We start from the raw sequence: 13,630 nt of genomic DNA, 5'->3' as shown, positions 1-13,630 counted from the left end.
ACTGAATTAAGTTGAAATTAATTTAATATAGTTTTTAATATATGGAGTATTTTTATATGTCTTTATCGGCAATTGATACTAAAAAAATCATTATAAAATATGGCAAATCTGATACAAATAGCGGGATGACAGAAGTGCAAGTTGTTTTGTTGACCAAGCAAATTAATCATCTTCAAACACATTTTTCTCAACATAAAAAAGATCATTGCAGTCGCAGAGGTCTTTTAAATATGGTATCGAAACGTCGTAAATTATTAGATTATTTAAAGAAAAAAAATATATCTCGTTACACCGCTTTAATTGAAGATTTACGTTTAAGACGATGAATACTTTTTATAAAAAATAAAATTAAATATTTTATTATAATAAAAAACAGATTTTTCAAAGGGCTTTATTAGCCCTTTTTTTACATTTTTTTAATTTTGAAAAATTTTTAAAAAATGTAACGTCTTTTTATTAAAAAATTAGTTTTATGTTAAGGATATTATTTTGCTAAATCCCATTGTACGTAAATTTCAATATGGCCAACATACAATCACTTTAGAAACAGGTGTGATGGCTCGACAGGCTACAGCTGCTGTTATGGCTAGTATGGATGATACAGCAGTTTTTGTAACTGTTGTTGGACAAAAAAAAATAAATGCAGGACAAAAATTTTTTCCTCTTACTGTTAATTATCAAGAACGTACATATGCAGCAGGTCGTATACCTGGTGGTTTTTTTAGAAGAGAAGGACGTCCTAGTGAAAATGAAATATTAACAGCTAGACTAATCGATCGACCTATCCGTCCATTATTTCCAAAGAATTTTTTAAATGAAGTTCAAATAATTGCTACGGTAGTGTCAGTTAACCCTCAAATTAATCCTGATATAATTTCTATTATAGGTGCATCCGCAGCACTTAGTTTATCTGGGATTCCATTCTATGGTCCAGTAGGTGCTGCAAGAGTTGGTTATATTAATAATCAATATGTATTGAATCCTATTAGTGAAGATATGAAAAACAGTTCTTTAGATTTAATGATTTCAGGAACACAAAACGCTACTCTTATGGTAGAAGCGGAGTCTAAAATACTTAGTGAAGAACAAATTCTTGGAGCTATTGTATTTGGTCATCAACAACAACAAGTAGTAATTAATAACATTCGTTCTTTATCAAATGAAGCTAGTAAGTTACCATGGATTATGTCTTATCCAGAAAGAAACAAAATACTAGAATCGAAAATTATTGATATCTCTGAAAAAGAGATAAGTGACGCTTATTTTATTTTTAATAAACAAGATAGGATTGAAAAATTAAATAGTATTAAAGAAGATACAATTAAATTATTTTTAGAAGAAAATTCAAATATAGATACATTAGAAATAGAAGATATTTTTCAAAAAATTGAAAAAAAAGTTGTTCGAAAGCGTATATTAAACAATCAAACACGTATTGATGGACGTGAAAAAGATATGATTCGTGCTTTAGATGTTCGAACTGGTATTTTACCTCGAACACATGGTTCTGCTTTATTTACTAGGGGAGAAACTCAATCTTTAGCTTCTGTAACTTTAGGAACATCGAGAGACGCACAAAATTTAGATGAATTATTAGGAGACAGAATAGATAATTTTTTATTTCATTATAATTTCCCTCCTTATTCTGTTGGAGAAATTGGGATGGTAGGTTCACCTAAAAGACGAGAAATTGGTCATGGTCGTCTTGCTAAAAGAAGTCTTTTAGCTGTAATGCCTAAATTAGATGATTTTCCTTATACTATTCGAGTAGTATCTGAAATCACAGAATCTAATGGCTCTTCTTCTATGGCCTCTGTTTGTAGTGCTTCTTTGGCTTTAATGGATGCAGGGGTACCTATTAAATCTGCTGTTGCCGGAATAGCAATGGGATTAGTTAAAGAAGGAGATAAATACGTGTTGCTTTCGGATATTTTAGGTGATGAAGATCATTTAGGTGACATGGATTTTAAAGTTTCTGGTACAGAAGATGGAATCACAGCTTTACAAATGGATATGAAGATAGAAGGCATTACCAATGAAATTATACATGCAGCTTTAAATGAGGCAAGATCAGCTAGACTTCATATCTTAAACGTAATGAACCAAGCATTAAACAAATCTAGAATTGATATTTCTGAATTTGCACCTCGAATTCATACTATAAAAATTAATCCTGAAAAAATTAAAGATGTTATAGGTAAAGGAGGTTCTGTCATTCGAATGTTAACTGAAGAAACTGGAACTATAATCGAAATTGAAGATGATGGCACAGTTAAAATATCATCTACTGTTAAAGAAAAAGCAAAGCTTGCTATCCGTAGAATTAAAGAGATTACAGCAGAAATTGAAGTAGGTCAAATTTATTCTGGAAAAGTGACTCGTATTGTTGATTTTGGTGCTTTTGTCTCTATTGGTTTAGGAAAAGAGGGTCTAGTACATATTTCACAAATTTCTGATAAAAGAGTAGATAAAGTATCTAATCATTTAAAAATTGATCAAATGATATCTGTTAAAGTCTTGGAAATAGATCGTCAAGGTCGTTTAAGGTTAAGTATTAAAGAAATAGAAAATTCTATTGTTTCTAATACATCAATAAATAATGCTATTATCTGATATAATTATATTACTTGAAAATTATTTATATTTTTTTAATAAAATATAGATTTATATGTTCTCAAATAGTACCATATAAACAGAAACAGTATAAACTTAATTCATTTTATTTTATAAAAATTATTATATAATATAAATATATAATTTTTAAAAAAATAAATTTCAACAAGTTGCTAATGTTGTTTTTAATATATCTAATACTTAACAAATCATTGGCAATAACTAAGAAATATTATTATTGATTTTTAAAAATTCAATGGTTTTATTTTTTAGATCATTTAATTTGAGCCGGTTCACACTTTTCAATGAGAATAAATAAATATTTTCATAATGAGCTATGTAGACTGGCCACGGTAACTTAAAAGGCATATCTACTGCATGACTCATATTGAAAGCACATTTTCTTTTCTTGGTTTAAATCCTTTTCTTATTCAATCTTTAACTGAAATGGGATACGTTAAACCTTCTCCTATTCAAGCATCATGTATTCCTTTGCTTTTAGAAGGACGTGATGTATTAGGAATGGCACAAACAGGAAGCGGCAAGACAGCTGCTTTTTCATTGCCATTATTACATAATCTTGATATTAATTTAAAAGCTCCTCAAATATTAGTATTAGCTCCTACAAGAGAATTAGCAGTTCAAGTAGCAGAAGCATTTTCAGATTTTTCTAAATATATGATCGGGATACATGTACTGCCTTTGTACGGTGGTCAAAGATATGAACTTCAATTACGTGCGTTACGACAAGGACCTCAAATTGTTGTAGGAACTCCAGGTCGTTTATTAGATCATTTAAAAAGAGGAACACTCAATCTTTCTAATTTACACGGATTAGTTTTAGATGAAGCAGACGAAATGTTACGGATGGGATTTATAGAAGATGTAGAAACTATTATGACTCAGATTCCAAAAGAACATCAAACTGCATTGTTTTCTGCGACAATGCCAGAAGCAATTCGTCGTATTTCCAAAAGATTTATGAAAAATCCACAAGAGATTAAAATTCAGTCTAATATAACTACACGACCAGATATTAAACAGAGTTATTGGATGGTATATGGTCGAAAAACCGACGCATTAATTCGTTTTTTAGAAGCAGAAGATTTTTCAGCTACAATTATTTTCGTTAGAACTAAAAATGCAACTTTAGAAGTTTCTGAAGCATTAGAACGTAATGGATATAATAGTGCAGCATTAAATGGAGATATGAATCAAGCATTACGAGAACAAACTTTAGAAAGATTAAAAAATGGTAGATTAGATATTTTAATTGCTACAGATGTAGCAGCACGTGGTTTGGATGTTGATCGTATTAGTTTGGTTATCAATTATGATATTCCTATGGACTCAGAATCTTATGTTCATCGCATAGGTCGAACAGGTCGAGCAGGTCGAGCAGGTCGGGCATTATTATTTGTTGAAAATCGTGAGCGTCGTTTGTTACGCAATATAGAACGTACTATTAAACAGTCTATTCCGGAAGTTCAATTGCCAAAAATAGAATTATTATGTCAAAGACGTCTTGAGCAATTTGCTAAAAAAGTACAACAACAATTAGAAAGTCGAGATTTAGATGAATATAGTGTTTTATTAGATAAGTTATATTCTACTGATGATTTAGATATAAAAACTTTAGCGGCTGCTTTGTTGAAAATGGCTCAAGGTGAACGTCCTTTAATAATTAAATCAGATCCAATAAAACGTCAATCACGGGATGCATTATTAAAAGATGAATATCGACGTGAGGATAATCGAAATAGTCGATTACGTCGTGAACGTCGTGATAATAAAGATATGGATTTATATCGTATTGAAGTAGGTCGTAATGATGGAGTTGAAGTGCGTCATATAGTCGGAGCAATTGCTAATGAAGGGAATATTAATAGTCGTAATATTGGCAATATTAAACTTTTTTCTTCTTATTCTACAATTGAATTACCTAAGGGAATGTCTAAAGATTTACTACAAAACTTCACTCGTACTAGAATCTTAAACAAATTAATTAATATAAAATTATTAAAAGATTTAAGAAGTTATGAAAGTAAGACGTCTAATCGCTCTATTTTTAATAGAGATAAAAATAGTAGTCGTCGTGTTCCTGAAAATAGTATAAACAAATCTAATACATCTAAAAAAAATGAACTTAAAACGTCTTTTTTTCGTCGTAGAAAAATTTAATGTTTCAGTTTTTATGCCGCTTTGCGGCATATTACACATGTTTTAATTTATCATTAATGCTTTAAATAGAGCAAATATTTTTAAAAATTATTTTTTACATGCTATTGCTTCAATCTCTATTTTTACATTTTTAGGTAGCGCCTGAACTTCAATACAGGATCGAGCAGGAAAATTTGACTTATTATCTATGAAAAATTTTTTATAAATTTCATTAATTATATTAATTTTCTCTAAATTGGTAGTAAAAACCGTAGTTTTTACAATATTTTTTACTTTAAATCCCGCATCAGTCAAAATAGATTTGATATTATTTAATACAAGATATGTTTGTTCGGAAATATTATCTGGTATGTGATTAGACGTGACATCAATAGGTATTTGTCCTGATAATATAATAAAATCATCGATTTTAATAGCTTGTGAATAAGGACCGATAGGTTTAGGGGCGTTTTTGGTGTTAATGATACATTTCATAAATTATCACTCATATGTTTAATATATTATATATGCGAATAATATTACTAATAAGATAAAACTATATTTTTAGAAAATTCTTTTTCACAATATTTACATATTAAATTTATATTGAAAAATTGATCTTTTTTAAAAATAAAACTGGAAGTAATGAGATTGTGATTACTAACACAATTACTATTTGGACATATTAAAATTCTGTCAATTTTTTCAGGTAAAGTTGGAAAAACTTTTCTGACTAAATTATATTTATTAATATAATTTACTGTAGCATGTGGAGCATAAATCGCCAATTGATTAATTTGATCACCACTAAGAAAAGTATTTTCAATTTTTATAATGTCTTTTTTTCCTAACTTTTTAGAAGGTAAATTCAAACCTATAGTAATACGTTTTTCTGTTTCAGTAAATCTAAATAAAGACAATAATTTAAAACCAATATGTGCAGGAATATGATCGATTACGCTACCAGATTTAATAGCTTCTACTTGAAGTTTGTTTATTTCCATATATTTTTTTATTTATAGGTGTTTTTCTATTAATACTAAAGATAAGATTGCCTGACGTGCATAAATTCCATTTGCAGCTTGTTTAAAATACCAGGCATAAGGTGTATAGTCTACATCCCGATCTATTTCATCTATACGCGGAAGAGGATGTAATATTTTTAGATTGCTACGCGCATTTTTTAAAATTGAAGTGTGTAATACAAACTTTGATTTTGCATTTGCATATTCAGTAGAGTCGAGTCTTTCTTTTTGAATTCGAGTCATATAAAGAATATCTATTTCAGAGATTATCTCTTCAATATTTTTATATCTTTTCCAATAAATTTCTTTTTTATCAAGCATATTGTTAATATAGTTAGGCATTGATAAAGCATCAGGAGAAATAAAATAAAATTTATTTTTTTTAAATTTAGCCAATGCTTGTGTTAATGAATGTACTGTTCTTCCATATTTAAGATCTCCAACTATAGCTATATTTAAATGAGTAAGTCTATCTTGAGTTTCTTGTATAGTAAACAAATCTAAAAGTGTTTGTGTGGGATGTTGATTTGCTCCATCCCCTGCATTGAATATTGGGATTTTATTAGAAAACTCTACAGCTAAACGCGCAGATCCTTCTTGAGGATGTCGAATAATAATTGCATCGACATATGAACTAATTACTGAAATAGTATCTGCTAATGTTTCTCCTTTTTTTTCTAAAGAAATATTATGACCATCAGAAAATCCTACTATTGAAGCACCTAAGCGATAAACAGCTGTTTCAAATGATAAACGAGTACGTGTTGATGCTTCAAAGAAACAGCTGGCTATAATTTTATTTTTTAATAAATCAGGTTGTGGTTTTTTCTTGAGCATTGCAGATTTATTTAAAACTAATTCTAATTCATTACGTTGCAAATCATTAATTGAAATAATATTTTTTTTATATAGAGAATTTCTCAAATTTTATTTTCCTTGATTATTGAAGAAAAGATCATAAAAAATACTTTTCAACATATAAAGAAACTAAAAAAATCTTGAGTTGTTTTAACAAAAAGTTATACTTTTTAAAAATCAATTGTTTTCAATAAACTAGATACAATAATTGCTTTTATAGTGTGTAATCGATTTTCTGCTTGCTCAAAAATAATTTTTTGATTGTTTTGAAAAACATCATCTGTTATTTCCATCCCATTTTTAAAACCATATTGTTTTAATATAGATTTTCCTATATTAGTTTTTTGATCATGTAAAGCAGGAAGACAGTGTAATACTTGTACTTTAGGATTATTAGTTTTATATAACATCAAATCATTTACTTGGTAAGAACTTAATAAGTTAATTCTTTTTTCCCATACTTTTTCTGGTTCTCCCATAGAGACCCAAACATCAGTATAGATTAAATCGACATCTTTTACTCCTTCACTAATTTTTTCAGTACATATTATGCTACCTTTAGTCTTTTTTATTTTCTCTTCGCAATATTTAAATAGTTTTTTTTCTGGCCAACATTCTTTAGGAGCTACTAAACGCAGATCTAATCCTACTAACGATGCAGCTTCTAATAAACTATTTCCCATGTTATTATGTGCATCTCCAACATAAGCACATTTTATTTCATAAAATTGTTTTTCTGGAAAAGTTTCTTTTATAGTAAGTAGATCAGCCAACAATTGTGTAGGATGATATTTTTCAGTCAGACCATTCCATACCGGTGCTTTTGAGTATTTTGCTAAAATTTCTATTGTTCTATGATTGTGGCCTCGATATTGAATACCATCATATAAACGTCCGAGTATTTTAGCCGTATCTTCAATTGATTCTTTAGTTCCAAGATGAGTGCTACCGGGTCCAAGATATGTAACACAAGCTCCTTGATCAAATGCAGCTACTTCAAAAGAACATCTTGTACGAGTTGATTCTTTTTCAAAAATTAAAGCAATATTTTTTTTTTTAAGTAGTTGTATTTCTTGATTATTTTTTTTATATTTTTTTAGTTTTTGAGCTAACATAATTATATTTTTTAATTCTAAAGAAGTAAAATCTAATAGTCTTAAACAATCACGTTGATAAAGATTATTCATAATTAAAGTCTCGGTATTAAATGAAAGTATATTTTCACTGTTTTCACTTGAAGAAAAAGTATTTTTTATAGTATATAATATTTTTTATCAAATTTAAAATTATGATAATTATTAGTTGAATAATTAAATTATATTAATAGCTCTCTGTAGAGTACTTAGTGGTATAACAAAATAAATGTTATTTATTGATATGAAAAAATTAGTTAAAGATTTTTGCAAACTAAAGATTTTAAATTACTTGATTTTATTTAAAATAGAGAACATATGATGAATTTTTTTATAAAAAATTGCGATTTAGAAAAAGAAAAAACCGATTGTATCGTCATTTCTATATTTGATGGATCTAAACTTTCTGACTCCGCTGTATACTTAGATAAATGCAGTAATGGTTATATAACTTCTCTAATAAAATTAGGTGATATTCCAGGGAAGATAGGAGATGCAATGATGTTATATAACGTCCCTAAAATTATTTCAAAAAGAATATTACTAGTGGGTTGTGGAAAAAAAAACGCAATAAATAAATTACGTTTTAAAGAAATATTACAAAATACTATTAAGATAGTAAAGAAACTGTCTATAAAAAATATTATTTTTTCTTTTTCGGAGTTTAGAATTAATAATAATAATAACAATATATATTGGATGATTAGAGTAATTATAATTTCTATAAAAGAATGTTTGTATAAAATTATTAAAATAAACAATAACAATTCAAAAAATATTAATATTAAGAATATTATATTAAATATTTCAAAAAAAAAGGATTTATTCACAGCAGAAATATCTTTAAAACACGCATTAGCAATTGATCATGCTATTACATCAGCAAAAAACTTAAGTAATTTACCACCTAATATTTGCAATCCTCTGTATTTGTCTCATAAAGCCAAAGAACTTTCTAAAAAATATAAAGATAACATTATTGTGGAGGTAATTGATATAAAAAAAATGAAAGAATTAGGAATGAACGCTTATATAGCAGTTGGGGATGGATCTAAAAATAAGCCGTTCATGTCGGTAATAAAATACTCCGGAGGCAATACTATTAATGATAAAAAAATTGCTTTAGTAGGAAAAGGCTTGACTTTTGATACTGGAGGTATATCAATTAAACCTGCATTTCATATGCATGAAATGAAATATGATATGTGTGGTGCTGCAGCGGTCTATGGAACTTTAATTATGGCTGCTGAATTACAGCTACCTTTAACGATAATAGGAATTTTATCTGGTTGTGAAAATATGTTAGGAGCTAATTCTTTTAGACCTGGTGATGTGTTAACTACTATGTCAGGTCAAACAGTAGAAATATTGAATACTGATGCTGAAGGACGTTTAGTTTTATGTGATTCATTAACATATTTAGAACGTTTTTCTCCAAATATAGTAATTGATGTTGCCACATTAACTGGGGCTTGTGTTACGGCATTAGGAGAGTCAGTAAGTGGATTGTTTTCTAATAATAAAGAACTTGAAAATCAATTATATAATGCTTCACAAGAAACAGATGATAAAGTATGGTCGTTACCATTATTTTCAGAATATTACAAAGAATTAAGTTCTGATGTTGCAGATTTTTCTAATATAGGAAAAGGCAAAGCAGGTGCTATAACTGCGGCTTGTTTTCTTTCTAATTTTACTAAAAAATATAATTGGGCGCATTTAGATATTGCTGGAACTGCATGGAAATCTGGAAAAAATAAAGGAGCTACAGGACGTCCTGTTGAACTTTTGTGTCAATTTTTATTAAATCAGTTAAATGATATTTAACATTAATTATATCACATAATTAAATATAATTTTATATTTGATTGAGATATGACTTATGAAGTATGGCAATACCGCCTTTTTTTAATTTAAAATAGTTAAACACAATGGAAAAAACTTATAATCCTAAAAATATTGAAGAACATTTATATAATTTTTGGGAAGAAAACGGGTATTTTAAACCCGATCATTCAAAACAATCAACGTTTTGTATTATGATGCCTCCACCTAATATTACAGGAAGTTTGCATATGGGGCATGCATTTCAACAAACAATTATGGATATATTGATTCGTTATCAGAGAATGCAAGGGAAAAATACATTTTGGCAAGTTGGAACAGATCATGCTGGTATAGCAACACAAATTTTAGTTGAACGTCAAATATTTTACAAAGAAAAGAAAACTAGAAAAGATTATAGTAGAGATGACTTTATCAAAAAAATTTGGTTATGGAAAAAAGAATCTGGGCAGGTCATTACTAAACAAATGCGGCGTTTAGGAGTATCTGTTGATTGGGATCATGAAAAATTTACTTTAGATCCTGATATTTCTATTGCTGTGAGAGAAGCTTTTATTTTACTTTACAAAAACAATTTAATTTATCAAAAAAAAAGGTTGGTACATTGGGATTCAAAATTAGAAACTGTAATCTCAGATTTAGAAGTTGAACATCGTTTGATAAAAGGCAAAAAATGGTTTATTCGGTATCCAATTTTACAAAATAACATTTTTTCTAAAAATAAAATTAAATATTTAGTCGTTTCAACAACTAGGCCTGAAACTTCATTAGGTGATACAGCTATTGCTGTAAATCCTTTAGATAATAAATACAATAAATTTATTGGACATTTTGTCATATGTCCTTTAACTAATAGAATTATTCCTATTATTGGAGACCAATATGCTGATGTAGAAAAAGGAACTGGTTGTGTAAAAATTACTCCAGCACATGATTTTAATGATTATAAAGTAGGATTGTATCATAAATTACCAATGATTAATATTTTTACTTTTGATGGTCGAATTAAATCTATTGCTGAAGTTTATAATTATAAAGGTGAAAAATCTAATGAATACAGTTCGTTTATACCCTCTCAATTTCAAGCATTAAATATTTTATCTGCACGAACAGCAATTATTAAAGAAATTAAAGAATTAGGTTTTTTAGAAAAAATTGAAGAATGTAATATTACTATTCCTTATAGTGATAGAAGTGGTGTTGTTGTTGAGCCAATGTTGACAAATCAATGGTATTTAAAAACATCAAAATTAGCTAAAGTTGCCTTAAACGCCGTAAAGGATAAAAAAATTCAATTTATACCTAAACAATATGAAAGCATGTATTCATCTTGGATGAATAATATTGAAGATTGGTGTATTTCTCGTCAATTATGGTGGGGCCACCGTATTCCAGTATGGTATGATAACAAAAAAAATATGTATATCGGGCAAAATGAAAAGGAAATACGTCAAAAATACTCTATATCAGAAAATATATTATTAATACAAGAAAATGATGTATTAGATACTTGGTTTTCCTCTGGGATATGGACTTTTTCTTCATTAGGATGGCCTAAAAAAACTATGTTTTTAAAACTATTTCATCCTACTAATGTTTTAGTTAGTGGTTTTGATATCATCTTTTTTTGGATTGCTAGGATGATTATGTTAACCATGTATCTTATCAAAGATGAACATAATCAACCTCAAGTACCTTTTAAAAACATTTATATAACCGGTTTAATTCGTGATGAACATGGTGAAAAAATGTCTAAATCAAAAGGTAATGTTATTGATCCCTTAGATATGATAGACGGAATTTCTTTAAATGAATTAATTAAAAAAAGGACAAGTAATTTATTACAACCAAATTTATCTGATAAAATTATTCAAAATACTATTAAAAAATTCCCTGAAGGTATTAAACCTACTGGTACAGATGCATTGCGCTTTACTTTTGCTGCATTAGCATCTAGTACACGAGATATACAATGGGATATGAATAGATTAAAAGGATATCGTAATTTTTGTAATAAGCTTTGGAATGCTAGTCGATTTGTTTTAATTAATACAAAAAATCATGATTTTTCACAATTTCATACAAAAGATAAAATGTTATTAATAAATAAATGGATTTTAATAGAATTTAATAACACAATTAAATTATATCGTGAGTCTTTAGATGCCTATCGTTTCGATATTGCGGCTAATATTTTATATGATTTTATTTGGAATATTTTTTGTGATTGGTATTTAGAATTCGTAAAAATAATTTTGAAAAAAGGTTCTTCTGAAGAGGTTTACTTTACTAAAAATATTTTGATACATGTTTTAGAATTACTTTTAAGATTAGCTCATCCTATTATACCTTTTATAACAGAAATAATTTGGCGACGTGTAAAATTAATTAAAAAAATTCAAGAACAGACGATTATGCTTCAGTCTTTTCCAAAATATAATCATAAGTTATTTGATAAAAAAATATTACTAAATATGAATTGGATAAAAAAAATCATTGTATTTTTAAGAAATATCAGAACTAATATGAAAATTAGTTCTACAAAACTACTACCATTATTTTTATATAATATTACTTATGAACAAGAAAGTATTATTAAAGAGAATATTTTTTTGATAAAAAATATATCTTTTTTAGATAGTATTACAATACTTTTTAAAGAATATGATAAAGATTTATGTATAAAAGAAGTGATAGATGGAGCAGAAATTATCATTCCTATGCTCAAATTAGTAGATACCAAAGTCGAATTAAAAAGATTAATAAAAGAAGAAAAAAAAATGCAACTTAAAATATTAAAAATTAAAAATAAAATATTAAACAAAAATTTTTTACATTATGCTCCTGAAAATATAGTATATGCAGAAAAAAATAAATTATTACAGTTAAACGAAATACATATGAAATTGTCCGAACAGATAAAAATATTAAAAAAGACGTCTTTCTAAAAATAATTTTATAGTGTATTTGTACACATTGTTTTTAATTTTTATCAATAACAGGTAATTGAAATGTCAATTTTATATAATCTTATTTCTAAAATCGAACTAAAAAAACGCATGCTTGCTGAAATAGAACCTCGTGTAACATTGTCTTTTTATAAGTATTTTACAATTGAAAACGTTCAAGAATATCGCGATAAAATTTATGAAAATTTTTATAAATATCATGTTTTAGGAAGGGTGTATATAGCAACTGAAGGCATTAATGCGCAAATTAGCATCCCAAAAAAATATTATTCTTTTATGAAAAAATTTCTATATCAATGTAATTCAGAATTGAACAATATACGTATTAATAAATCATTAAGCAATGATAAATCTTTTTGGGTTCTTTCTGTTAAAATTAGAAAAAAAATTGTGCAAGATGGAATTAAAGAATCTTTTTTCGATCCTAAAAACGTTGGTATATATATTAAATCAAAACAAGTTAACTTAATGTTAAATGATAAAAATGTAATATTTATTGACATGAGAAATTCTTATGAATACGCTATTGGTCATTTTGAAAAAGCAATAGAAATTAAAAGTTTCACATTTCGAGAGCAATTACAAAATGTAATAAAATTAATGCGTTTTTCTAGAAATAAAAAAATTGTTATGTACTGCACTGGTGGTATTCGTTGTGAAAAAGCTACTTCTTGGATGCTTTATAATGGTTTTAAATATATTTATCATGTAGAAGGAGGTATTATTGGTTATGTGCATGATGCTCGAAAAAATGGATTACCAGTTCTTTTTAAAGGAAAAAACTTTGTTTTTGATAATCGAATGAGTGAAAAAATTTCAGATGAAGTAATATCATTTTGTAAGCAATGTAATGAACCTTCTGATACCTATGTTAATTGTAAGTATAATTTGTGTCATCTTCTTTTTATTCAATGTGTAAAATGTTCTCTTAAATTTAACAATTGCTGTTCTTTTGGCTGTATGGAAAAAATATAGTTTTATGTAAAACGAAATCATTTTATAAATGATGTTTATAAAGTAATCAATT

Annotated in this window: 10 protein-coding genes; 6 read left to right on the top strand and 4 right to left on the bottom strand. The window is 27.3% G+C overall.

The window, feature by feature from the left end; genetic code table 11:
- Window positions 1-56 precede the first annotated feature (56 nt).
- From rpsO to D9V77_RS01860, 3 genes are all read left to right on the top strand, one after another.
- On the top strand, window positions 57-326 hold the full coding sequence (gene rpsO / locus D9V77_RS01870; RefSeq protein WP_158338538.1) for a 30S ribosomal protein S15: 270 nt from the start codon (window positions 57-59) through the stop codon (window positions 324-326).
- A gap of 163 nt (window positions 327-489) precedes the next feature.
- Entirely contained in the window at window positions 490-2,613 is a 2,124-nt protein-coding gene (gene pnp, locus D9V77_RS01865) for a polyribonucleotide nucleotidyltransferase (RefSeq protein WP_158338536.1), read from the top strand.
- A 378-nt stretch (window positions 2,614-2,991) separates the two neighbouring features.
- On the top strand, window positions 2,992-4,794 hold the full coding sequence (locus D9V77_RS01860; protein ID WP_158338534.1) for a DEAD/DEAH family ATP-dependent RNA helicase: 1,803 nt from the start codon (window positions 2,992-2,994) through the stop codon (window positions 4,792-4,794).
- Between the two features lie 87 nt (window positions 4,795-4,881).
- Here the strand turns inward: D9V77_RS01860 and D9V77_RS01855 are convergent, their stop codons facing one another.
- The 4 genes from D9V77_RS01855 to argF form a co-directional block, all read right to left on the bottom strand.
- A complete protein-coding gene (locus tag D9V77_RS01855; protein ID WP_158338532.1) occupies window positions 4,882-5,268 on the bottom strand; it encodes a Rid family detoxifying hydrolase in 387 nt (128 codons plus the stop codon).
- Between the two features lie 47 nt (window positions 5,269-5,315).
- Window positions 5,316-5,777 carry an aspartate carbamoyltransferase regulatory subunit gene (gene pyrI / locus D9V77_RS01850; protein WP_158338530.1) on the bottom strand — a complete coding sequence of 154 codons (462 nt, stop codon included), beginning with the start codon at window positions 5,775-5,777 and terminating at the stop codon, window positions 5,316-5,318.
- 12 nt (window positions 5,778-5,789) lie between these two features.
- A complete protein-coding gene (pyrB, locus tag D9V77_RS01845) occupies window positions 5,790-6,722 on the bottom strand; it encodes an aspartate carbamoyltransferase (RefSeq protein WP_158338528.1) in 933 nt (310 codons plus the stop codon).
- Window positions 6,723-6,826: 104 nt separating this feature from the next.
- Complete coding sequence (gene argF, locus D9V77_RS01840; protein WP_158338525.1) at window positions 6,827-7,843, bottom strand: ornithine carbamoyltransferase; 1,017 nt, start codon at window positions 7,841-7,843, stop codon at window positions 6,827-6,829.
- A 267-nt stretch (window positions 7,844-8,110) separates the two neighbouring features.
- Here argF and D9V77_RS01835 point away from each other — a divergent pair, with 267 nt between their 5' ends.
- The 3 genes from D9V77_RS01835 (at window position 8,111) to D9V77_RS01825 (ending at window position 13,578) form a co-directional block, all read left to right on the top strand.
- A complete protein-coding gene (locus D9V77_RS01835) occupies window positions 8,111-9,616 on the top strand; it encodes a leucyl aminopeptidase (protein WP_158338972.1) in 1,506 nt (501 codons plus the stop codon).
- A gap of 104 nt (window positions 9,617-9,720) precedes the next feature.
- A complete protein-coding gene (locus tag D9V77_RS01830) occupies window positions 9,721-12,582 on the top strand; it encodes a valine--tRNA ligase (protein WP_158338522.1) in 2,862 nt (953 codons plus the stop codon).
- Between the two features lie 63 nt (window positions 12,583-12,645).
- Window positions 12,646-13,578: a rhodanese-related sulfurtransferase gene (locus D9V77_RS01825; protein ID WP_158338519.1), complete on the top strand. Its 933-nt coding sequence runs from the start codon at window positions 12,646-12,648 to the stop codon at window positions 13,576-13,578.
- Window positions 13,579-13,630: the final 52 nt, after the last annotated feature.

The sequence above is a fragment of the Buchnera aphidicola (Sitobion avenae) genome (genome assembly GCF_005082585.1).
Taxonomy (GTDB): domain Bacteria; phylum Pseudomonadota; class Gammaproteobacteria; order Enterobacterales; family Enterobacteriaceae; genus Buchnera; species Buchnera aphidicola_Z.
This window is presented reverse-complemented; position numbering and strand designations above follow the sequence as displayed.